The 19,907-nt window shown below is 56.3% G+C and carries 23 protein-coding genes and 2 pseudogenes; 12 read left to right on the top strand and 13 right to left on the bottom strand.

The genetic code is table 11. The features are described from left to right. The first annotated feature begins 108 nt into the window (after nucleotides 1-108). A complete protein-coding gene (locus tag C5F70_RS21125; protein WP_104904002.1) occupies nucleotides 109-1,050 on the top strand; it encodes a DHH family phosphoesterase in 942 nt (313 codons plus the stop codon). Nucleotides 1,051-1,200: 150 nt separating this feature from the next. On the opposite strand, the gene C5F70_RS21120 is transcribed toward C5F70_RS21125, so the two are convergent. After that, nucleotides 1,201-1,689 carry a hypothetical protein gene (locus C5F70_RS21120; protein WP_017844471.1) on the bottom strand — a complete coding sequence of 163 codons (489 nt, stop codon included), beginning with the start codon at nucleotides 1,687-1,689 and terminating at the stop codon, nucleotides 1,201-1,203. 15 nt (nucleotides 1,690-1,704) lie between these two features. Continuing rightward, nucleotides 1,705-2,121 (bottom strand): hypothetical protein, encoded by a 417-nt coding sequence (locus tag C5F70_RS21115; protein WP_017844470.1) that lies wholly within the window; start codon nucleotides 2,119-2,121, stop codon nucleotides 1,705-1,707. 866 nt (nucleotides 2,122-2,987) lie between these two features. On the opposite strand from C5F70_RS21115, the gene C5F70_RS21110 reads away from it, so the two are divergent. From C5F70_RS21110 to C5F70_RS21100, 3 genes are all read left to right on the top strand, one after another. Beyond that, entirely contained in the window at nucleotides 2,988-3,608 is a 621-nt protein-coding gene (locus C5F70_RS21110) for a tyrosine-type recombinase/integrase (RefSeq protein ID WP_104904001.1), read from the top strand. Nucleotides 3,609-3,932: 324 nt separating this feature from the next. After that, a complete protein-coding gene (locus C5F70_RS21105) occupies nucleotides 3,933-4,541 on the top strand; it encodes an outer membrane beta-barrel protein (protein ID WP_158683876.1) in 609 nt (202 codons plus the stop codon). Between the two features lie 132 nt (nucleotides 4,542-4,673). Further along, on the top strand, nucleotides 4,674-5,021 hold the full coding sequence (locus tag C5F70_RS21100) for a hypothetical protein (RefSeq protein ID WP_017844468.1): 348 nt from the start codon (nucleotides 4,674-4,676) through the stop codon (nucleotides 5,019-5,021). 355 nt (nucleotides 5,022-5,376) lie between these two features. Here C5F70_RS21100 and C5F70_RS21095 read toward each other — a convergent pair whose 3' ends face one another. Then, nucleotides 5,377-5,949, bottom strand: a complete 573-nt coding sequence (locus tag C5F70_RS21095) for a TetR/AcrR family transcriptional regulator (protein ID WP_104903999.1) — start codon at nucleotides 5,947-5,949, stop codon at nucleotides 5,377-5,379. A 184-nt stretch (nucleotides 5,950-6,133) separates the two neighbouring features. Between C5F70_RS21095 and C5F70_RS21090 the strand changes: the two genes are divergently transcribed. Together C5F70_RS21090 and C5F70_RS21085 are read left to right on the top strand one after the other, a co-directional pair. Further along, nucleotides 6,134-6,790, top strand: coding sequence for a glutathione S-transferase (locus C5F70_RS21090; protein WP_104904584.1), 657 nt, complete (start codon nucleotides 6,134-6,136; stop codon nucleotides 6,788-6,790). Nucleotides 6,791-7,057: 267 nt separating this feature from the next. Next, on the top strand, nucleotides 7,058-7,774 hold the full coding sequence (locus C5F70_RS21085) for a class I SAM-dependent methyltransferase (RefSeq protein WP_104903998.1): 717 nt from the start codon (nucleotides 7,058-7,060) through the stop codon (nucleotides 7,772-7,774). 260 nt (nucleotides 7,775-8,034) lie between these two features. On the opposite strand, the gene C5F70_RS21075 is transcribed toward C5F70_RS21085, so the two are convergent. Further along, nucleotides 8,035-9,612, bottom strand: a complete 1,578-nt coding sequence (locus tag C5F70_RS21075; protein ID WP_104903996.1) for a GMC family oxidoreductase — start codon at nucleotides 9,610-9,612, stop codon at nucleotides 8,035-8,037. A 64-nt stretch (nucleotides 9,613-9,676) separates the two neighbouring features. After that, nucleotides 9,677-10,450, bottom strand: a complete 774-nt coding sequence (locus tag C5F70_RS21070; RefSeq protein ID WP_104903995.1) for an alpha/beta hydrolase — start codon at nucleotides 10,448-10,450, stop codon at nucleotides 9,677-9,679. A gap of 88 nt (nucleotides 10,451-10,538) precedes the next feature. Between C5F70_RS21070 and C5F70_RS21065 the strand changes: the two genes are divergently transcribed. Further along, nucleotides 10,539-11,978, top strand: a complete 1,440-nt coding sequence (locus tag C5F70_RS21065) for an HD domain-containing phosphohydrolase (protein ID WP_104903994.1) — start codon at nucleotides 10,539-10,541, stop codon at nucleotides 11,976-11,978. Nucleotides 11,979-12,001: 23 nt separating this feature from the next. Here C5F70_RS21065 and C5F70_RS21060 read toward each other — a convergent pair whose 3' ends face one another. Continuing rightward, nucleotides 12,002-12,919: a LysR substrate-binding domain-containing protein gene (locus C5F70_RS21060; RefSeq protein ID WP_104903993.1), complete on the bottom strand. Its 918-nt coding sequence runs from the start codon at nucleotides 12,917-12,919 to the stop codon at nucleotides 12,002-12,004. Between the two features lie 193 nt (nucleotides 12,920-13,112). On the opposite strand from C5F70_RS21060, the pseudogene C5F70_RS21055 reads away from it, so the two are divergent. The 3 genes and pseudogenes from C5F70_RS21055 to C5F70_RS21045 form a co-directional block, all read left to right on the top strand. Continuing rightward, a pseudogene (locus tag C5F70_RS21055) lies at nucleotides 13,113-13,373 on the top strand (response regulator transcription factor); the annotation flags it as partial. Nucleotides 13,374-13,420: 47 nt separating this feature from the next. Continuing rightward, the gene (locus C5F70_RS21050) at nucleotides 13,421-13,798 is read left to right on the top strand and encodes a nuclear transport factor 2 family protein (RefSeq protein ID WP_256588304.1); all 378 of its coding nucleotides are present in this window, start codon (nucleotides 13,421-13,423) and stop codon (nucleotides 13,796-13,798) included. Then, entirely contained in the window at nucleotides 13,792-14,568 is a 777-nt protein-coding gene (locus tag C5F70_RS21045; protein WP_104903991.1) for an SDR family oxidoreductase, read from the top strand. The genes C5F70_RS21050 and C5F70_RS21045 overlap by 7 nt, the downstream gene beginning before the upstream one ends. Nucleotides 14,569-14,660: 92 nt before the next feature. On the opposite strand, the gene C5F70_RS21040 is transcribed toward C5F70_RS21045, so the two are convergent. The 3 genes and pseudogenes from C5F70_RS21040 to C5F70_RS31215 form a co-directional block, all read right to left on the bottom strand. Continuing rightward, the gene (locus C5F70_RS21040; protein WP_104903990.1) at nucleotides 14,661-15,245 is read right to left on the bottom strand and encodes a hypothetical protein; all 585 of its coding nucleotides are present in this window, start codon (nucleotides 15,243-15,245) and stop codon (nucleotides 14,661-14,663) included. Nucleotides 15,246-15,758: 513 nt separating this feature from the next. After that, complete coding sequence (locus C5F70_RS21035; RefSeq protein WP_177410564.1) at nucleotides 15,759-15,983, bottom strand: hypothetical protein; 225 nt, start codon at nucleotides 15,981-15,983, stop codon at nucleotides 15,759-15,761. A gap of 95 nt (nucleotides 15,984-16,078) precedes the next feature. Then, nucleotides 16,079-16,219 (bottom strand): annotated as a pseudogene (locus C5F70_RS31215) (adenylate kinase); the annotation flags it as partial. A 206-nt stretch (nucleotides 16,220-16,425) separates the two neighbouring features. Here C5F70_RS31215 and C5F70_RS21025 point away from each other — a divergent pair. Together C5F70_RS21025 and C5F70_RS30655 are read left to right on the top strand one after the other, a co-directional pair. Next, nucleotides 16,426-16,821, top strand: a complete 396-nt coding sequence (locus C5F70_RS21025) for a hypothetical protein (protein WP_371920053.1) — start codon at nucleotides 16,426-16,428, stop codon at nucleotides 16,819-16,821. Between the two features lie 72 nt (nucleotides 16,822-16,893). Then, nucleotides 16,894-17,181, top strand: coding sequence for a hypothetical protein (locus C5F70_RS30655; protein ID WP_158683875.1), 288 nt, complete (start codon nucleotides 16,894-16,896; stop codon nucleotides 17,179-17,181). 141 nt (nucleotides 17,182-17,322) lie between these two features. Here C5F70_RS30655 and C5F70_RS21020 read toward each other — a convergent pair whose 3' ends face one another. The 4 genes from C5F70_RS21020 to C5F70_RS30650 all read right to left on the bottom strand — a co-directional run bounded on the left by C5F70_RS21020 (nucleotide 17,323) and on the right by C5F70_RS30650 (nucleotide 19,815). Beyond that, nucleotides 17,323-17,628: a hypothetical protein gene (locus C5F70_RS21020; RefSeq protein WP_053129460.1), complete on the bottom strand. Its 306-nt coding sequence runs from the start codon at nucleotides 17,626-17,628 to the stop codon at nucleotides 17,323-17,325. 182 nt (nucleotides 17,629-17,810) lie between these two features. Continuing rightward, a complete protein-coding gene (locus C5F70_RS21015; RefSeq protein ID WP_104903988.1) occupies nucleotides 17,811-18,047 on the bottom strand; it encodes a hypothetical protein in 237 nt (78 codons plus the stop codon). Between the two features lie 471 nt (nucleotides 18,048-18,518). Further along, a complete protein-coding gene (locus C5F70_RS21010) occupies nucleotides 18,519-18,764 on the bottom strand; it encodes a CPCC family cysteine-rich protein (protein ID WP_256588303.1) in 246 nt (81 codons plus the stop codon). Between the two features lie 334 nt (nucleotides 18,765-19,098). Continuing rightward, the gene (locus C5F70_RS30650) at nucleotides 19,099-19,815 is read right to left on the bottom strand and encodes a hypothetical protein (protein WP_017844467.1); all 717 of its coding nucleotides are present in this window, start codon (nucleotides 19,813-19,815) and stop codon (nucleotides 19,099-19,101) included. Between the last annotated feature and the right edge of the window lie 92 nt (nucleotides 19,816-19,907).

Raw genomic sequence — 19,907 nt, 5'->3', positions numbered from 1 at the left:
CGACGAAGAACCGTGTCAATTGGCGTATGAGCGGTTTCTGGAGGGGATCGCCCAAGCGCTGAAGCGGCCTTCGACTGTCTCGACAACTCACGCTGTGGCCCACGTGTCATGAAGGTGGTGACCTCAGGCTCGGCCTACCTGGACATCGACGCGTATGCCTGTTGCATTGCGTACGCCGAGCTGTTGAATCTGCAGGGCGTTGATGCTCGGGCCGTCAGTAGCGCCCCGCTCAATGCCAGCATCTCCAAGACCGTGCTCGGATGGCAATCCTCTCTGGACGATTATCTGCCGAGGGCGGGTGATGAGTTCGTGTTGGTGGATGTCTCCGACTACCAACATTTCGACCCGGCGGTGGTGCTTGAACAGGTGGTGGAGGTCATTGACCATCACCCAGGCTTTGAAAACTATTGGGCGCAGAAGCTCGGATCTGCGGCGGACATCCTGCCGATCGGCGCAGCGGCGACTCTGATTTTTCAGCGTTGGGAGTCGGCAGAGCTGTTGCCGCTGATCAGCAAAAAAAGTGCGGTGTTGCTGGCCACGGCGATTCTGGACAACACTCTGAATTTCACCGGGCAGTTGACCACCCAATCGGATATTCGGGCTTATGAAGCCCTCGCACAGCGGGCGAAACTGGAAGCGGACTGGCCTGAGCGGTATTTCGCCGAGTGCCAAGCCACTATCGAGTCAGACCTGATTGGCGCATTGGCGGTGGATATGAAGCGGCTGAAAGCCGATAGCAACCTGCCGCAGGTTTTTGCGCAGATGGCGGTGTGGGATGCCAGTTCGCTGATCCGAACGCATCGTTCAACGATCGGTCACTGGTTGGCGGCGCAGGGTGGCGACTGGCTGTTGAACGTCATCAGCATCCGCGAGTGCAGAAGCTACTTTCTGGCTGAGCCCTTGGTCAGTCAACAAAAGTTGAGCCAATTGCTGTCGATCGAATGGCATGCCGGAATGGCTGTGCTTGAGCGCGCGCTGCTACGTAAGGAACTGTTGAAGTTGGGGTTGGAGCGCATCTCGGTTATGAGTAAACCCCCTCTGGTTTTGTAGCCACGTCGAAGGGCTGTTTCTGGCTGTTTTCTACCTGCCGTAACTGCTTGAATCCACCGCCAAAAGACGTCATTCAAAGGTGTTTGGGAACTAGGGGCTATTAGGGGAAGGGGACGGAAGGAGCCACGCTCCTTCCGCGGGTTCAGCTAATCAGTTCGTACCAATGTAGGGGTCCCATTGGATGAAACGTGTCGATGGCCGAAGCCCTCCAGAGGTCACCTTGACCTGGATCTGGTAGGTGGTCTGAGACGATGCGTTGCGAGCCAGGCCCACCCAATAGTTACCCGCGGCACCGACTTGCATCGGGTAGCCATCGCTGCCGAACACACTGCCCTGGGAAATTTGGAAGCCGGTGATGGACACCGTGTCGCCAGCGTTCGGATCGATCGGAACCACCTCGAAGCCGAGGTAGTCCCCGATGTTGCAGTGGGTGCGCAGTTCCAGCGTTCCTTCGCCGCTGCTGTCATTGCTCAGACGATTGTCGAACATGTACACACCGGTGGAAATGTTCCCGCCACCAGTGCCGAGTACATATGCGGTATCGATGGCAATGGTGATTGCGGTTTGCGGATTGGCGATGCCGGCTAGCACCTGCGAATCAGCCGTCCACACCTGGGCAGTACTTTTTTGGCCACTCATTGTCGTGCTCCTTCCTTAGGCAGAGACAGTCACGCTGGGGTTGAGCTTCACGGTGATACCGGAGCCGCCCGCCACCTGTACGTTGAGGGATACCGGGTAGGACGCGGTACCTGCGTTCTGCACGGTGCCGGTGTACGCGCTCGCGTTATCCGAAGCGGTTTGCGGCTGGCCACTGAAGCCCCAGGCGCTCGAGTTACCGAAGGCGGCAATGGAGACCTGCGAGGTCGACTTGGGATTGATCAGGAACACTTGCCAGCAGACATTGCTGCCTTTGGACGCAGCAGTATTCAGGTTGGCGGTGCCTTCGTGGGTGGTGCCAGCAGAGATACGGTTATCGACCAGATAGACCCCAGCGGTGGAGCCATTGGTCACTGCATTGTCGTCGACCCAGATTTGCACCTGGACGTCACAACTGGTGGTAGGAATTGCCATGAGAGAACTCCTTGTAAGGTTTCGACGCAAGCGTCGGGCGTGCCCTATGTCGACCCCACACGCTTACCTGCAGGCGTGGTGCCGAACCACCTTGAGCCTTGTGGTCGCGAGGACCTTGGCAAAGCATCTCGGTCAGGCGAGTGGGAGGATAGACAAAGCAAATAAAGGCAACTTGCCATTACGCTATTGGCAGTAGAGCCATTCGAAATAACTGCCGCGACAGCAGCCGCAAATCGCCTTGGGACGGCTTGGCGAAACCGCGGAATACAAGGTTCTCGAGATTGCAGGCATGGCAACCTCAATGCCGAAACGGCTGGCGATGACCTTGCGCCCGCTCCTCGGCAGGTCAGTGCATGGCTGTCTAGGTTCTGGGTTAGTCACTGGGGATTGATGGCTAACTTCTGTCGGTCGCGACAGGTAGAAATCGGCCGATTGTGTTGAAAAAGACGGTTTTCCCAAAACACTCGAATATTGATGGATGAAACACCTCTGTTGCACGCTGCTACGCGAAATTCGAGTCCTGAACCTTCTGCCAAAAGTTCAGATTTCAATCTCAGGCGCGTACCTTTCTGGCGTGGAATTCGAAGCCGTCTTTTTCAACAGAATCGGTCGAAAGCGGTCACTTGCAAGCGTTCGCTTCTGGCCCAGAGTGTGTAAAAACGCTTCGCCAAAATTGAAGTGTCCGCATCTACGTTAAATCTAAAATTTATCGGCACGTCTGCAGATGTGGATTTCGCGTAGAAACGCGATTTTTAGTCCGGTTTTGAGCACCTGACGCGCTCAAAACCGTTTTTACACAGCCTCGGCCGTTAGCGACCACTGCTCTTGCTAGCCATCCTTATCCTCCCACACGCGGAGGACTTGCCATGAACACCATCGCTACCTGCAGCCGTAAACCCTGGAACAAAGGAAAATTGGTAGGACAGAAAACCCCGCTCCGACTCAGAGATATCTGGGCCATCCGAGTAAGACTTCAAATTGCAGAAAGAACCCGGGATCTGGCTCTCGTCGATCTGGCTATCGACAGCAAGCTTCGAGCCTGCGACTTAACCAAGCTCCGTGTGCGCGACGTTACACATGGCGAGCACGTGTCATCACGAGCCATGGTGATGCAGCAGAAAACGCAGCGGCCAGTGCAGTTTGAGATCACTGAGCAAACACTGTCTGCTCTCGCGGCCTGGATACATCAAGCCCAACTCCGCAACGAGGACTGCCTTTTTCCGAGCCGGTTGCATGCCTCCGACCATCTATCCACTCGTCAATACGCTCGTATCGTCAAAGGCTGGGTAAAAGCCGTAGGCCTTGATCCAGCCATGTATGGCACTCACACAATGAGACGTACGAAGGCATCACTGATCTATCGCAGGATGAAGAACCTGCGGGCGGTTCAACTGTTGCTCGGCCATACGAAGCAGGAGAGCACCGCTCGATATCTAGGGATTGAGGTTGATGACGCTCTGGAGATGGCGGAACAGACCGAGGTTTGACCATGCATAGCGACGGTCGAAGCCAAGCCGTCGCTAACCGGCCATGTGCGGACGCGGCGGACGCAACGGTTTCCGCCCCGTAGAGGAGCCAAATCCAACCGCACTGCCACCACTAGGCGGACGCTATTAGTCGCTGCGCTGACCAACAGCTAACCCAGGCAGTGTGTCGCGCATGATGTACATCAATCTTATTGCAGCAATTACGAGTACGTTGCAGATAACAGTAATCGACGTTAAGCGATGTACCAGCTCCTGTGGAGCGTCGGCGATGGTTGCTCATCGTGCGAAACCATCTATTTGTCGTATGGATTGGGAGCGTGCTCGATGGACCGTGAACTTGTACTTGCGATGGCTGTGCTCGGCTTAGGTTCGATCACGCCAGCCAGCGCGGCTCCTATCAGCGCCACGCTGAAGAAGGCCGACACGCGCGAATTTCCTGGCCTGCCTATCGGCACTTTCGTCGCACTTCCTCAGGTCGTGCTTTCAGCGACCCGCGACGACAACATCTACGCCCAGCGTACCGATGAAACCGAAGACACCATCTTCACCCTGTCACCGTCGCTGCTACTGCAATCGGACTGGGAACGGCACGAACTGAGCGTGGATCTCGGCGCCGACCTCGACCGCTATCAGGACGCCGATTCCGAAGACGTGGAGGACTTCTGGTTGGGCCTCGACGGTACCCGCGAGTTGACCGAGCAAACGCAAGTATTCGGGGGCGTACGCCACACCCGCGATCATGAGGATCGCTATGTCCCCGGCGCTGCCTGGCCGGAGTTGCAACGCGAGCCCACCCGCTACGAGCACGATGAAGCATACCCGGGGGGTGCCAGCGAGATCGGCCGCCTGCGTCCTACGACAGCGACGACTACTACAACGCTCGCACCCTCGCCGGCGGTCGCATCGACAATGCTGATCGCAAGCACAACCTGAGTTCGCTAGCTGCGGTAAGGGACCGAAGTACATGGGCGACCAGCCCAGCGATGAGGAATCATCGCACCACCCCGACGACGAAGAGCACGAGCGTTGATGCGTCGCCGGTAATATTCAGACGAGGAGATACCCATGAAAAGCATCAAATTCGCCATCGGCCTTTCAATGGCCCTACTATCCGGTGCAGCGTTGGCGCAGTCCTCCGACGTCCAGGGCGCGGCCGGTAACAGCGAGCAGGTCTTCGGCTCGCAGATCATGACCCAGCAAGAACGCCTGGAATACCGCAACCGCATGCGCCAAGCCACCACTCAACAGGAGCGCGAGCAGATTCGCGTCCAGCACCATGAACAGATGCGTGAGCGAGCCAAAGAACGGGGTGTGACGTTGCCGGAAGATCCACCCGCGCGCGGCATGGGCGGCGGCATGGGCGGCGGCGCAGGCGGTGGTATGGGTGGCGGCATGGGTAAAGGGGGAAGCTGAATCGACTTACGAAGTTGGGCGCGCTGAGCCACTTACGGGCGCTTTATTACGGGCGGTCCGTGGGTTCTAGTTTCACCGCGCTACGCCCGTGCTCGCAAAGCGACGCCCAATTCGCAGCTTGAAGTAAAGGCAGTACTGGTCGAACGCAGCGCCTTTCAGCGTCTGCTTCTGGCCGAGGCTGTGTAAAAACGTTTTTGAGCGCGGCAGGTACTCAAAACCGGACTGAAAGTCGCGCTTCTACGCGAAATCCACATCTGCTGACGTGCCGATAAATTTCAGATTTAACGTAGATGCGGACACTTCAATTTTGGCGAAGCGTTTTTACACACTCTGGGTCGAAAGTGGCCACGACGCGTCAGGCCTGCGATGTCGGAATCAGCCCCGCTTCCCGGTAGCTGAGGATAAGATCGTCGAATAGGCCAATATCGAGCCGAGTCCGGGCAATCAATTGAGCGCCGGCAACGGAGGTGTAAATGGCGCGGGCACGTCGTTCACAACTTTCTGCGCTGCCCATTCCTGCGTCAGCCAGCACCTGTGTCAACCACATCACATTGATGTCTGCAAACGCCTTGACCTCGCGCCTGACCTCCTCGGGCAAATCTTCGTATTCCGCTGCCATGAAGCTGGACAGACAAAGCCTGTTGCCGTCTTCCAGCGATGTTCGAAAGATCGACGGGTAGATTTCCAGGCAACGAATCGGATCGGGGTTCGACTCGCGAATCGCTTGCAAAACGCTGGCGGTGTCTTGCCAGTAGCGTGCAGCAACTGCAACGCCAAGGTCGGCCTTGCTCGAGAAGTGGTAATAGATACTCGCGTTTTTGATCCCCACCGCGGCACCGATACTTCGAAAATTTATGCCGTTGTATCCATGCCTCTGCGCCGCCGTTTTCGCAGCCGCCAAGATGGCTTCCCGCGCGTTTTCGCTCACGTTTGTGTCCTCAGGTCATCCAATGAGGTGAATTCTACTCGCTGCCTCGAATACCTGCCAACTGGAAGGTAGGGGTTGACGGCGCAAAAACAAGCGCCCAATCTTTACCTACCAACTGACAGGTAGATAGGTGAATACCATGAACTCTTCAGAACCGCAGTTAGACGTATCCATGCTCCCTATGATGAAAATCCACGACTGGTTCGATGGCCCCTACCCCGCTCGCGTGCGCATCGCATTGGCAGAAAAAGGCATGCTTTCCCGAATCGAATTTGTATCGGTCAACCTATGGAAAGGCGAACACAAGAAACCTGAGTTTCTGGCCATCAATTACTCCGGAACGCTTCCCGTGCTGGAGTTGAACGACGGTACGCTCATTGCCGAATGCACGGCCATTACTCAGTACCTGGACGTGCTGGATGGTAGCCCCATCCTTACCGGGCAAACGCCTGTAGAGAAAGGCCTCATCCACATGATGACCAAGCGTGCTGAAATCGAGTTTCTCGATGCGGTCAGCGTGTACTTCCATCACGCTACCCCGGGCCTTGGGCCGCAGGTCGAGCTTTCTCAAAACGCCGAATGGGGCGGTCGCATGCGCGACAAGGCGGTCAGGGGCATGCACTATTTCGATAGCCTTCTCAAACATCAGTCTTTCATTGCCGGTGACACGTTTTCGATGGCCGATATTGCGGTTCTGGGAGGCATGATTTTCGCCTCGCTGGTCAAACTCCACGTGCCTGATGAATGTGAAGCGTTGCGGGAATGGCATGCCAGGATGCAAGAAAGGCCGAGCGTGCAGGAATGGCGAGCGATGGTTGAGCATGGCGCGCCGCAAAGTTGAGGGGGCGCGCGCACCTGCCATCCCTGACCCGGGTGGCGGATGCAGTTCAGCAGGAACTGGTAAGCCGCTTTGGCTACCATTTTGAATGGTTGGGTGACTGGCAGCGATCGACCCAGAGTTGACTGTCGACAAGAGCCCGAATCAGCTCAAGCAAATAGCAATTTTTGATTGCTATGTATTCCTTGCAGGACTACGCCACATAAAATTAATGAATTTTTATTATCGCTGTGTCTGGCGTAGCTTGATTTCAGGACATGGAGAACCGTCTTGAAATCATCCCCTCTCAACTCAGCTGAAAAATTTGATACCTCACGAGCCAATGAGTACGGACGACAGAGCCGTATTGCGCTAGCTGGATATGACGCCTGCCAAGACTTGGCTGCGTGCATGCTGGCGGCGAGCCTGGGCAATACACGTTCGGCAAAAATACTGGTCGTTGGCGCTGGCGGTACGGCGCAGGAGATTATTGCGATGGCCACGCTTGAACCGAGTTGGTGCTTCATGGCCGTTGACCCATCCGAGCCGATGCTGGAGGCAGCGAAGCAGCAGTTAGAGGCAAACAACTTGCTTGAAAGAACGGCCATGCATCTTGGGCAAGTTGAAGACCTGGCAGCAGACGAGTCATACGACGCAGCGACCTTGATCGGTGTGCTCCATCATCTCGAGGGAGATGAAACCAAGCGACAAATTTTACGATCCATTCGGGCTCATCTAAAACCGGGTGCGCCGCTGATTGTCGCGGGGAATCAATACGCTTATGCCAGCCAGCCGTTACTGCTTGCGGCATGGGGGCAGCGGTGGCGGCAGCATGGGGCCAGCGCGGATGAAGTGAAGGTCAAGCTTGGGAAAATCCTTCAAGGCGCTGATCCTCCACATTCCGAGGCGGCAGTTCAAAAACTCTTGCATGACGCCGGGTTTGGAGACGCTACCCGTTTCTTCAGCAGCCTTTTCTGGGGGGCGTGGTTGACGTGCAAAGTGGTCTGAACATGGCCGCGCATGACTGCTTCTGGCCGATTGTGTTGAACAAGTTGATCATCCAAAACTGCGTGACCATTGACCATTGACCATCGAGAACGCCATTTTTGCACGCTGCTGCGTGAAATCCGCGTCTGGAAACCTCTGCCAAAACTAAAGATTTCAATCTCGGACGCGTACTTTTCTGCCGTGGAAACCATGGCCGACTTTTTCAACGGAATCGGCCGATGTCTTCCAGTGAGCATGGGGTGTATCAGTATTCTTATGAGTTACCGGCGCAGCGCTGTGACCGCAGCCGTCACACCCTGCGCAGCGAGGACAAGATCTGCTGCTCGTTCGGCGATGACGACGCACGGCGCCATCGTGTTGCCAACGGTAATTCGCGGCATGATCGAGGCATCAGCAATGCGCAGTTTATCGATGCCATACACGCGCAGTTGATGGTCGACCACCGACATCGTATCTCGGCCCATTTTTGCGGTGCAGGATTGGTGCCAGTAAGTCACGGCAGAGTTGCGGATGAACTGCTCCATAGCGCGATGTTCTTTGGGCCCGGGCACAACTTCGCGTTTGACCAGCCCGTTGAAGGCTTCGCTGTTACCGAGCGCCCTGCACAGGTCGATCGACGCATACGCCGCGGTCATATCCTCGGGCGCGCTCAGCGAGTTCGGCTCAATGAGTGGGACATCCAGTGGCCCGGCACCCGACAGGCGCAAGCGTCCTCGACTGGCAGGCCTGGCCAGCCCAGCGAACATTGTCCAGCCATGTTGTGGCGGCTCAATCGCGACCTCAGGCGGAGAGGGTACCGCAAACGCCAGTTGACACTGCAACAGGTCCGGGACATCCAGGCGAGTGTCGCTTTTCCAGTACAAGGTGGTTTCGCACCCGCCGCTACTGACTGCCTGGGGTTGCAGGTACTCCCACGTACAGCCAAAGGCGAGATGGTCCTGAAGATTCTGGCCCACGCCGGGAAGGTGATGGGTCGGTGCGATGCCGTGGTTTCGCAGTTCATCTTCCGGGCCGATTCCCGATTGCATGAGCACCTTGGGTGTCTGCACCGCGCCCATGGACAGGATGACCTCGGCTGCGGCATAGAAGCACTGCCGTTCGCCGGCGATCACCACTTCGACACCGATAACCCGTGTACCGATAAGCAATAGGCGGGTCACCAATGCCCCTGTCAGCACCGTCAAGTTCGGATAGTGCAACCGTGGCCGGATGTAGGAGTCGTAAACAGATTCGCGCTTGCCCTGGTTAATGCGCAGGTCGGTAATAGCGATCCCGCCCGGGCCTTCCATCATCTCGCCATTGGGACTGTCGAATCGGGGGATACCCAGACGGCTGGCCGCCTCCAACGTTGCCCACGCGAGGGGCTGAGGCGTGGCCGGCTGTTCGACATGCACGGGGCCACCCGAACCACGCCGAGTGGCATCAGGGCTGCCTTGCCAGTTCTCGATCCTGCGGTAGTAATTGAGTACCGAATCGTAGCCCCAGGCCGGGTCGCCGGACTCGGCAGCGAAATGGTCCCAATCGGAGCGGTGCCCGCGCGACCAGACCATCACATTGATGCTGGAGCCGCCGCCGAGTCCCTTACCCATGCTCAGGGATAGCCGTCGACCATTGAGGTGTGGATTGGGTTGCCCCTCGAATGCCCAGTCGCGCTTTGAACCGAGGTTCATCGGCCATTGCGCCGGTTCGGCAACCTCAGGGCCCGAGTACTCCTCGCCAGCTTCAATCAGCAAGACGCGTGCGCTTTGCTGGTCGGCGAGACGAGCTGCGACCACGCAGCCCGACGTACCTGCACCGCACACAATGAAGTCATAGTGTTGATCACGCAGATGATTCATGCACACGCTCCGTATCGATGCAGCGATTGAGTTTGCGGTTATCAGTGGCGTCATTTCCCGGCGATCATTTCTCGCCAACGCTGTGCACTGCCTTGAGAATCACTGCGGCGACCTCGGCCGGCTGTGACTGCTGGGGAACATGGCTGGTATGCACCTCGGCGAGGGTGGCACCGATACGCTTGGCGGCAGAGCGCTGGACGTCGGGGTGGATCATCCGGTCTTCTGTGGCTAGCAGATACCAGGACGGTTTGGCCTTCCAGGACGACACGGTCGTTTTATCGTCGAAGGCCGATGCCTTGATGGGACCTTGCGTGGCGGTCATGACGGCGGTCTGCGCTGCAGGGAGATCCTGGGCGAAGTCCTTGGCCATGCCTTCCGGCGTCAAATAGAGAAAACCGTTGCCGTCTGCCTTGATCTGACTGATGCCAGGGGGCGTGGGCGCGCCTTTACCTTGTTCGCCGCTGGTTTGCCCGGCCTCCGGCGCGAAGGCGGCGACATACACCAGCGCGCTGACCTTCGGGTCGCTACCGGCCTCGGTAATCACGGTGCCGCCCCAAGAGTGCCCGACTAGAACCACCTTGCCCTGCTGGTTGCTCAACACGCGGTGCGTAGCGGCAACATCGTCGGCAAGTGAGGTGAGCGGGTTCTGCACAACCGTAACGGCCACCCCTTGGGCTTGGAGCAGTGGCACCACTTTGGCCCAATCGGAGCCGTCGGCGAACGCGCCGTGTACGATCACCACGGAGGGCGTTGTATCCTGCGCATGACTGGCGCTTGCGATGAAGGTGCCGGCTAGGGCAAAGGCGACGGTAGCGATTTTCGATTTGAATGTTTTCATTGGATGAGCTCCTGTTCGGGAGTTCAAATTCTGCTGACTAGCCTGCGGTGTGGGCATCGGTCAATTATCCGACCCTGGGACATTTCTCATGGATAGTGTGTTGCAACTGGACATCTCCCTGGGCGGGGCGCTGGCGACGATCGCCCAGATCGGTGACCTCAGCATGGGACAACCACTCGGTCATTCCCGGCGTGTTGCCGCACTGGCGCGGATGCTGGCGCGGGCCCGGCACGGCGACGGTGAGCATCTGAGGGTAGCGGAACAGGTTGCCTTGCTGCGCTGGTCCGGTTGCACCGCCAATGCCGAAGGCTTTGCGGATCTGCTGGGCGACGACGTCGATGGCCGCCGCGCGATGCTCGATTTGACGCTGGGCAATGAGCAAATGAACGCGGTGCATCAGGCAACCCCGCTTGCCGTCGTGCACTGTGAGGTGTCGGGAGCAATCGCCAAAACCCTCCAGCTCGGTGCCGCCGTCGAGGCAGGCTTGTGTCGCGTGTTCGAAACCTACGACGGCACTGGCCGGCCGCTGGGCCTGACCCATGAGCACATTCCGGAAGTCGCCTATCAGGTAGTACTTGCAGGTGATCTGGATATTCTCAGTCGTGCACACGGCCTGGACGCGGCGCTACGCTGGATCAGAGAGCAGTCGGATCGGCGCTATCCCGCGTCGCTAGTATCGTTGCTTCTGGGGAACGCAAAGGACTGGCTGGCGGATTTGGAAACGCTTTCGAAAACGGTTGACCACGCGCATGAGCAGCGTTGTGTCTCACTGACGCTGGTGGGAGACATCATCGACTTGAAGCTCCCGTGGTTGGCAGGGCATTCGCGGCAGGTAGCGCATGTCGCCGTGGAAGCTGCACGCCTGTGGGGGCTGCGGGAGCCCACTTTGACAGAAATTGGCAAGTCCGCGCTCATCTACGGTCTCGGCCGGGCAGCCGTTTCGAACCACCTTTGGAATACCGCAGGGACGCTGCCATACGGCGCTGCGGAGCGGGTGCGCCTTGTCCCTTACTGGACACAACAGGCGCTTAGACCTATCACTGAACTGGCCGTGCCCGCAGAGATTGCATCCCATGCTTATGAACGGCTCAACGGCAGTGGCTATTTTCGAGGCGTGGCGGGTGATGCACTGTGTGCCGAGCATCGCCTGTTCGCCACATCGGTCGCCTGGGTCGCGCTAAGGGAAGCCAGGCCATGGCGATCGGCCCACGGCGAAGCGGATGCAGCCAGGTTACTCAAACAGGATGCTGGCAGTGGCTTGTTCGACAACGATATTTGCGAAGCAGTAATTGCCGCCGCAGGTGGTGAGCGTCGGATGCGTCAACCGAAGGCTTCGATACTCACGACTCGCGAGTGCCGCATCCTGCTGGAGATCAGCCGTGGCGCCAGCAACAAGCAGGTGGCGCGGCTGCTGGACATCAGTCCGAGCACGGTTCGCACGCACATGGAAAGCATCTTTCGCAAACTGGAATGCTCGACCCGGGCAGCCGCTACCTTGAAGGGACTGACACTGGGATTGATTGCCTGAGCCTGGTCCAGGTTAAGCCTGGATCATGCGAGCCCGCCCTGGACGGCTTGACTGGCGCGTGCCAGGTCGATGAATGCCTTGGCAGCCGCGCAGGGGTTGCGGCGGTTCGGGTAGTACAGGCACAGCTTGTCTCTGGGCGGTGTCCAGTCTTCCAGAGTCCGCACGAACTGTCCGGCACGGATTTCGTCGTGAACGTCCTGCTCCATGAAAAAGCCGAGCCCCATGCCCTCCTGCACCGCAAGCTTGACCACGCTGGATTCATCCAGCGTAAGCGGCCCGCTCACATCGAGACGAATCACTTCTGCGTCCCGCTCGAAATGCCACGGGAAAATCGCCCCATTCGGAAGTCGAACGCGGATGCATGGATGCTGGAGCAGCTCGGATGGCGTTCGCGGTTTGCCGTGTTTTTCGAAGTACGCCGGCGAACCGACCACAGCGTACCGTTGCGGCTGGCCGAGAGGGATCACAATCATGTCATTCGGAACGAGGTTTGCTGAGCGCACGCCGAAATCGAAGCCGTCAGCAACGATATCCACCAGACGGCCTTCGGTCACGAGGTCGATGTGTACTTTCGGATGATGCTGCAGGAATTTCATCACCAGTGGCAGGAGCGCCGATCGGGCAGCGCTGGCGAACGCATTGATACGCAGCGTGCCCGAGGGTCCGGCGTTATGTGATCGCACTGCATCGAGTGCAGCACGCAAATCCTGCAAGGCTGGCCCCACCTGCTCCAGAAATATCCTGCCCGCTTCGGTGATGGCCACGCTACGGGTAGTGCGATTGAACAGCCGCGATTCGAGGCGGGCTTCCAGTTGGGCAATGGTGTTGCTCAACGCGGTGGTGGAGACGCCGAGATCGATAGCGGCTTGCCGAAACGACCCCCTGCGTGCGACCGCTATAACAGCGTCCAGCTCACTGAGGCCTAAACGATCTTGTGACATTTATTGTCCTGAATTTCGGGATTGGTCATAAAGGTTTGTCCCAGTTGAGCAAACTATCCGTCAGGCAGCAAGATCGCTCCAGGAAATCCATCCAGGAGATCAGCAAATGAGCTTTCAACGTATCAGCGTTGGTGAGACGTACTTTGACATCGGCAGTAGAGGCGGTCTGGTTGCTGCTGAATGCTCGCCACCTCAAGCATGTGATGCATGGCTGAGGCTGGCCGCACACGGCGAGCACCAGGTTCAACCGCCTGGTGGGCTATTACTCACCGGGCGAGAGTGTCGCATCCTCAGGGAGATCAGCGCTGGCGCCAACAACAAGCAAGTGGCGAGGTTGCTGGAAATAAGCCCGAGCACCGTTCGCACGCACGTGGAAAGCATCTTCCGGAAGCTGGAATGCTCGACTCGAGCGGCCGCCACCTTCAAGGCCGCGAAACGGGGGTTGATCTCCTGATGCTCGGCCCGGGTGGATGCCTCATTGCATCAGGCTCACGAACAACAATGCACAAGATCGCTTCATACAGCCAGATTCTGGAGAACGAAAACATGACACCTCAGCTTCCCGACATCGTGCAGACGTACTTTTCGGTCAGCAATGGTGGCGATGCAGCGCAACTTGCGAGCTGCTTCCACTCTGACGCCACGGTTTGCGATGAGAGAAAAACATACGAAGGAACAGCTGCCATCGAAGCCTGGCAACTGGAGGCACGCAGAGCTTTCATCTATCAGGTCCAACCACTGCAAGCCCTGCAAGGGCAGGGCAGACTGACTGTCATTGCGCACCTTGTTGGGAATTTCCCCGGTAGCCCGGTTCAACTGAGTTACGTCTTCACGCTGGAGGGCGGTCGAATCCGTTCCCTGGAGATCACGCCATGCTGAATCTAGGTTTGACAGGCAAGCGGGTCCTGGTCACCGGTGGCACCAAAGGCATCGGCAAGGCTGTCGTCGAGTTGTTACTGGCCGAGGGCTCGAAGGTCATTACCTCGGCCCGGCAGGTGGACGTTGAAATGCCGGGCGCTCTTCTGATTGCGGCTGATCTTTCGACCCGGGAAGGTTGTGACGTGCTGATCGCCGCGATCCAACAGCGGCTGGGGGGCGTGGACATAATGATCCATGTCCTGGGTGGTTCGTCGGCACCCGGCGGCGGTTTTGCTGCGCTGGACGAGGAACAGTGGCAACGAGAGCTCAGCCTGAATCTGTTGCCGGCGGTGCGCCTCGACCGCGCCTTGCTCCCGGGTATGCTGGAGCGCAAGGAGGGGGTCGTCATCCACGTCACCTCCATCCAGAGTCGGCTGCCACTGCCGGAAGCTACAACAGCTTACGCGGCGGCCAAGGCCGCACTTTCGACGTACAGCAAAAGTTTATCGAAAGAGGTTTCGCCCAGAGGCATCCGCGTGGTTCGGGTTTCGCCGGGCTGGGTTGAAACCGAAGCGTCGGTCGCATTAGCCGAGCGACTCGCGCAGGAGGCAGGTACTGACTATCAAGGTGGTAAAGAGATCATCATGAAAGCACTTGGAGGTATCCCGCTCGGCCGCCCGTCGACGCCTTCCGAAGTTGCTGACCTGATCGGTTTCCTGGCTTCGCCGCGAGCAGCATCTATCACGGGAAGTGAGTTTGTGATCGACGGCGGAACGGTACCAACGGTTTAGCCGTCGGTTTGCAGGAAGGCGCAAAATACTGCCACAGCGGCCTCTCGTAAACACTGACACCACGGTCGTCACACCGCCCATTTTGCTCAACGTCAGAAGTTCTCAAGACTGACTTTGAGGCCCGCACGTCCGGCCAGCTCAATGGTTTCTTCCACCCGATCAGCGTCAACAACAAAACCATCGTAATTGTCACTTCCGGAGTCCAAGTGAAGATAACGCTTACCAGACCGAACCAACCATTGGTCGAATTCATCAAGCACCTCTGGCATTGATGAAGCGCTGTTTCGCACGTAGACGTAGGGCTCTTTCAAGCCGTTGGCGCTAACCAGATAGGGAGCCTGATACTCAAACACATCATAACTTTTCCAATCCAGACTCATTAGAACGAGGTGTTCAAGTTTTTGCCCCTTTGAATCATCCAACAATCCATCTGTGAGGGCACTGCATGCGTTATCTCCCATCGCGTATCTACGCATGACGCGCCTGACAAGTCTGGCGCCTTCTTTTTCCGGAACCACAGCCAGCAGCGCTCGGGCAAAAGTCTCGAGTGCCTTTTTCTGTGCGGGATCGGGTGGGCCGGGCCGTAGTTCTTTCATGATCGCTGAAGCGCTGAGGTTAGTTTCCTCGGGTGGAGGCATGGTAAAGCGCCCACCAAACAACCGATCCAAAATGCCCATACCACTCCTTGGAATATCTTGGGGAAAGCGACTTTTCTTTTACCGGCGACAGTCGCTGTTTGTTTTAAGAGTTGTCTTGCAGTTGAGCCTATGTCTCCAGGTGGGGTTTGTCGATAGACCGCCTTTTTGACTGCTGAACTGGACCTGATCCGACCGTCCGCTTCTGGCCGATTTTTGCCGTTTGTGACGGGCAGCCATCGGCCCAGAGTGTGTAAAAACGCTTCGTCAAAATTGAAGTGTGCGCGTCTACGTTAAATCTGAAATTTATCGGCACGTCAGCAGATGTGGATTTCGCGTAGAAGCGCGACTTTCAGTCCGGTTTTGAGTACCTGCCGCGCTCAAAAACGTTTTTACACAGCCTCGGCCAGAAGCAGCCGCTCAATGGTGTTTATCAAAACAGTGGGATGAATCTCCTGACGTCTCGGTTTAGGGCATAGAAGCGTCTACGAAATTCTGAGCGATTCAAAAAACTAAGACCTGATCTCGTAGTTATCGAGTTTTCGGTTGTGACTGTTAGATCAAATTCAGTTGAGCATTGCCTTGACCTGCTAAGACTTTGGTCACACAGAGCATCCAATCCTTCCAAATTGTCGGATCGGCAGTCTCGCCATCGGCAAGATAACTCATACTGCCCAACATTGAGCCCAACTCATCCGACTTCGTTCGCTGATAGATATCCACAAGAAATTCATACATTGCAAGATATGCGAGTTCAGGCGTTAAGTTTTCGGTGATCATTGCTATTTTCCTCTAGACACTCCAGTAGCTGGATTGAAGCTTGAGCGCGTTTAAAGTAGTGCCTCGCCCGCCACGGTTTCGAGCTATTACGATACTTACGACAACGCATGAGTGACCTTCGCAGCCATCTTTTCAGCACTGTTCATCCCGTCAAACCGTAAGACCGTAGCCGTTTGCTCTGTTATCCACGACTCGTGCCACGCTCGGTTGCGTCCTGAAAATTTCGGATTGTCATGCACACGAAGCACCAAAAATGTAAAACCGCAATTTTTCCTCCATGAATACAAGTCGGTTTCGAGGTCAGAACGATATCCCATACCCGCCTGAGTCTCACTTTTTTCTGGGCTGTAAATGACCGCTTCTGGCCGATGGCTGCCCGTTACGAAGGGCAGTAGTCGGCCAAAAGCAGCCTGTGGACACCCTAATGGCGAAACAGTAGCTTATGTTGCTAGCGGGCGAGAAATACTCAACAGCGGATCATCCCGCCCATGCCGCGTTTCACTTTGGACGATGTCGAGAAATGGGACCGAAAACTGAAGAGTTGATCTCCATTCTTGATCAGCTTGCAATCGTGCTCGAAAGCTATGGAGACACCCACTGGAGCTTTTGGATGCGTAAGGCAAGGGCACTATTGCTGGATTCTGATTACTCTGGGATTGAGTATCTACTGTCAGCCTATGGCGGAATGGGCTCATTAAATGATCTCATTCTTGGTCAAAGCTATGTCGATGGCGTCCTTTCTTGGAATCCAGGTCATGTCGAGCTAAACGAAAAATTCATTGAATTGCGGAACAACGCCGAACAGCTCGCCAACGCAATAAAACGCTCTCAAACTTGATCAGGCACCTAAACAACGCCCCCGCAGCCACGTTTGTGCATTCCCTTCGCGTCAAACCTTAGACGGCAATAGATGAACCCAACTCTCGACACGGCAGCCAATGGACATCTGACACTCAGTTTCAACGAGTTGTCAGACGCTTGTTGGCTATCGCTAGCTGAAAACCTGATCAAACGCCGAGGGTTCAAACGATTGGGTTCACCTGTCATATGCGTTGATGAAAAAATTCACCAGAATTTCCAATGTGCTGAGTTCAGCCTCGCAGCTGGCTGGGACAATTGGTCTGGGCATTATTTGCTATCCGACTCAGTGGCGGGCGATGTTTTTCTGCAAAAGCTATTCGACCAGCTCAGCTCCTGACAGGCGACTCAAGTCATTCGCTCCGTTTACTGGGAATGCATGCCTGGGCGTTCGGGAACGTCTGCAATGGGTGGGTTGTAGCCGGTCGCGAAAGACCGGAACCGGCCAAGAGGAGCCATTCGTGAGAATCCGCTCTCGACCCTAAGCGGGTAAATCGCTAGAACGGATGTTCGAATCGATTCGCTGAATTTCCGCCTCGCTCATTACTCGCCAATCATTTGGCAAAATACCGTACTCGAACTCAGCGCTTTCCAGGGCCTCATCCAATCCAAGTATCAAGTGGTCGCCTTCAATCTGGAGTTTTCCGTAGTCCTCAAAACGTATTAGCAGATACACCGGGTCATCGTCTTTTACCTCCAGGCCGAAAAGCACGATAGCGGTAACGTCAGGCCGGAAATCACTGACTGTCCTTACATAAGCGAACAGATGGCTTGTGGGCTGAGGCATGGCGTCGGCTGCATTTAATTGATGATGGGTTACGGCATTCTATATTACCGCTTCTGGCCGATTCTCGCCTGTGATGGTGGGCAGAAATCGGCCAAGGGCTGCCTTTCACCTGTCCACAGAAAGACACTCAATGTACCCTGCTGAAGAGACAACATTGAAAAGGACACAGACTTAAAAACTACTTACCTATCTGGAACGTACTCTTGCCTTTCAACTAATTTTAGCGCACCCAACATATCTCCCAAGAAGTGAGTTAGCTCCTCTTTAGATTCACAAACTGTTAGAGAAGCTATTTCCGAATCACAAAGGCGTTCTTTGATAATGCGCATGCAATCTGCATAAACCATTAGTTCCCCTTCAGACAGGCGCAAATCAAACAACGTTACACTGGCAATACACTCTTTTTTCAGAATATCCATTACTCACCATTTAACAGAGTCAGAAAATTTAGATTGAAATGCCTTAAGCCCGCCTGAATCGCCCCTGATTTCCTGGAGGCATCCGACTGGCTCCTTTTGGCCGATTGCTGCCCGTCACGAACGGCAGAAATCGGCCCAGAGTGTGTAAAAACGCTTCACCAAAATTGAAGTGTGCGCGTCTACGTTAAATCTGAAATTTATCGGCACGTCAGCAGATATGGATTTCGCGTAGAAACGCGATTTTCAGTCCGGTTTTGAGTAGAGGTCGCGCTCAAAACTGTTTTTACACAGCCTCGGCCAAAAGCAGCCGTTTGGAATAGACTGCTTCCGACCAATTTGGACTTAGTACGCCAATTTGCGCTGCTAGGTCCGCAGCCAATAGTAGAGTTCGTACTTCGACTTCATGTGTTGAGGATGCTGGTTGTCGGAGTCGGGATCTGGAATGGCGACTCGGCGAGTCCAGAGTGGGAACTACTCACCATCCCGCATATCGCTATCGCTAACCATTCGCACATTCTTCAACATGGTTCGCTCGCAGGCACCGAATTGGACGAAATTGACCTGCGCCTCGGCCAAGCTACATCTATTCGGTCCATCCACCTGGTGAGGGTAATAGAGTTGGAACACGTCATCCTCCCAGAAGCAAATTGGGCAAATGTCGTATGACCCTGGGTGTTCCTCGAAGACTGCATATCCGCAGCATGGGCAGGTAAACATCAGTTTTCACTTATGGGCGGCAGTCTATTCTTGGTCGATTTTAGCCAAATGCTGAACGGTTGCAATGGGTCGGTGGCTGCCCTTCATGACAGGCCGCAACCGGCCAGGAGCAGACATTCGAGACAGGCTAGCTATGGGCCATTTTCGGAGTTTGTTGATGGGGCTGGGGGGCTCCCTTGTCTCATTCTCCAAGGTCCCTCTCTAGGAGCCCTCATACGCCAGTCGTCGCTTCGGCGTAGCTAGGCTGGCTGATAACGCCCTTTTTTCAGCGCAAAAGGGCCAGCGTGAAAGTGGCTGCACAAACAGCAGCCATCCTATACCAGGCCCGGTCGGCTTATTGCCCGGCCTGGCTGACAGGGGTAACGCTGCGGGTGTGATAATCGCCCGACGAGTCCTGGATGCAGTAATTCGGGGACATCGGTTTTTCCTCGCCGGCTTTCAACTCAACCACCTCATTGCGGCACGTTGTCTGGAATGTTTGCGACTGGAATGCCTGCCGGACTTCATAGTCGGCGCCTGCGCGTGGCACGAAACTGACGGGTGCTGATGAGCAACTGGACCCGGACGTGACGAACGCCACAAACACGATCAGCGGCTGCCCGGCCGGGACCACACGTTCATCGAAGTACCTGCGCGTCTCATCGATCTTCGCGCTGACCGGGGAGGCCGGCATGCCGATGACATTGTTCTGGTAGTCGGAAGGCCACATGCCGAAGATATCCGTGCTCTGACCGCTGGGCACGATACGCGAAGGATTCCATCCTTGCGGCCGCTCGCGGGCGGCCAGCGCTTTTCTGTAAGTGTCGTTGAAATACTGCTCGCAACTTTGGCCGGATACGAAACCTGCGTATGCCCCTTGCCCGCTGATCAGGCGGATGCGCGCCGTACTGGCGGGGTCGTACTTGGCCATCTCGGCCGGGTTCTGGACATCGGTTTTCTTGAAGGTGCAGCCGCCGACAGCCAACGGCACGATGAGCAACAGCCCCAGGCGTGCGATGACAGTGCCCAAGCCGGTATGAATTGATGAGCGCTTGCTGGCGTCCTGCTTCATTATTTTCTCCCTGTTAGTGGCGCAACCTTGGTGATGGCGGGGTTTGGGCAGGCGTTTGCTTTCAAAGTTCGCGGGTTCGCATTGGATTGGAT

The organism is Pseudomonas sp. LH1G9, assembly GCF_002949975.1.
GTDB classification, from domain to species: domain Bacteria; phylum Pseudomonadota; class Gammaproteobacteria; order Pseudomonadales; family Pseudomonadaceae; genus Aquipseudomonas; species Aquipseudomonas veronii.
Note: the sequence above shows the minus strand (reverse complement) of the source record. Positions and strands in the feature narration are given on the sequence as shown.

Coding starts and splice junctions, on each gene's coding strand:
- C5F70_RS21100 (WP_017844468.1), top strand. CDS start 4,674: ATGAAAAGCATCAAATTCGCCATCGGCCTTTCAATGGCCCTACTATCC.
- C5F70_RS30655 (WP_158683875.1), top strand. CDS start 16,894: ATGAACCCAACTCTCGACACGGCAGCCAATGGACATCTGACACTCAGT.
- C5F70_RS21125 (WP_104904002.1), top strand. CDS start 109: ATGAAGGTGGTGACCTCAGGCTCGGCCTACCTGGACATCGACGCGTAT.
- C5F70_RS21040 (WP_104903990.1), bottom strand. CDS start 15,245: ATGGGCATTTTGGATCGGTTGTTTGGTGGGCGCTTTACCATGCCTCCA.
- C5F70_RS21110 (WP_104904001.1), top strand. CDS start 2,988: ATGAACACCATCGCTACCTGCAGCCGTAAACCCTGGAACAAAGGAAAA.
- C5F70_RS21070 (WP_104903995.1), bottom strand. CDS start 10,450: ATGAAAACATTCAAATCGAAAATCGCTACCGTCGCCTTTGCCCTAGCC.
- C5F70_RS21115 (WP_017844470.1), bottom strand. CDS start 2,121: ATGGCAATTCCTACCACCAGTTGTGACGTCCAGGTGCAAATCTGGGTC.
- C5F70_RS21045 (WP_104903991.1), top strand. CDS start 13,792: ATGCTGAATCTAGGTTTGACAGGCAAGCGGGTCCTGGTCACCGGTGGC.
- C5F70_RS21050 (WP_256588304.1), top strand. CDS start 13,421: ATGCACAAGATCGCTTCATACAGCCAGATTCTGGAGAACGAAAACATG.
- C5F70_RS21105 (WP_158683876.1), top strand. CDS start 3,933: ATGGACCGTGAACTTGTACTTGCGATGGCTGTGCTCGGCTTAGGTTCG.
- C5F70_RS21065 (WP_104903994.1), top strand. CDS start 10,539: ATGGATAGTGTGTTGCAACTGGACATCTCCCTGGGCGGGGCGCTGGCG.
- C5F70_RS21015 (WP_104903988.1), bottom strand. CDS start 18,047: ATGGATATTCTGAAAAAAGAGTGTATTGCCAGTGTAACGTTGTTTGAT.
- C5F70_RS21010 (WP_256588303.1), bottom strand. CDS start 18,764: ATGTTTACCTGCCCATGCTGCGGATATGCAGTCTTCGAGGAACACCCA.
- C5F70_RS21075 (WP_104903996.1), bottom strand. CDS start 9,612: ATGAATCATCTGCGTGATCAACACTATGACTTCATTGTGTGCGGTGCA.
- C5F70_RS21090 (WP_104904584.1), top strand. CDS start 6,134: ATGAAAATCCACGACTGGTTCGATGGCCCCTACCCCGCTCGCGTGCGC.
- C5F70_RS21120 (WP_017844471.1), bottom strand. CDS start 1,689: ATGAGTGGCCAAAAAAGTACTGCCCAGGTGTGGACGGCTGATTCGCAG.
- C5F70_RS21020 (WP_053129460.1), bottom strand. CDS start 17,628: ATGCCTCAGCCCACAAGCCATCTGTTCGCTTATGTAAGGACAGTCAGT.
- C5F70_RS21025 (WP_371920053.1), top strand. CDS start 16,426: ATGTTGCTAGCGGGCGAGAAATACTCAACAGCGGATCATCCCGCCCAT.
- C5F70_RS21035 (WP_177410564.1), bottom strand. CDS start 15,983: ATGATCACCGAAAACTTAACGCCTGAACTCGCATATCTTGCAATGTAT.
- C5F70_RS21060 (WP_104903993.1), bottom strand. CDS start 12,919: ATGTCACAAGATCGTTTAGGCCTCAGTGAGCTGGACGCTGTTATAGCG.
- C5F70_RS30650 (WP_017844467.1), bottom strand. CDS start 19,815: ATGAAGCAGGACGCCAGCAAGCGCTCATCAATTCATACCGGCTTGGGC.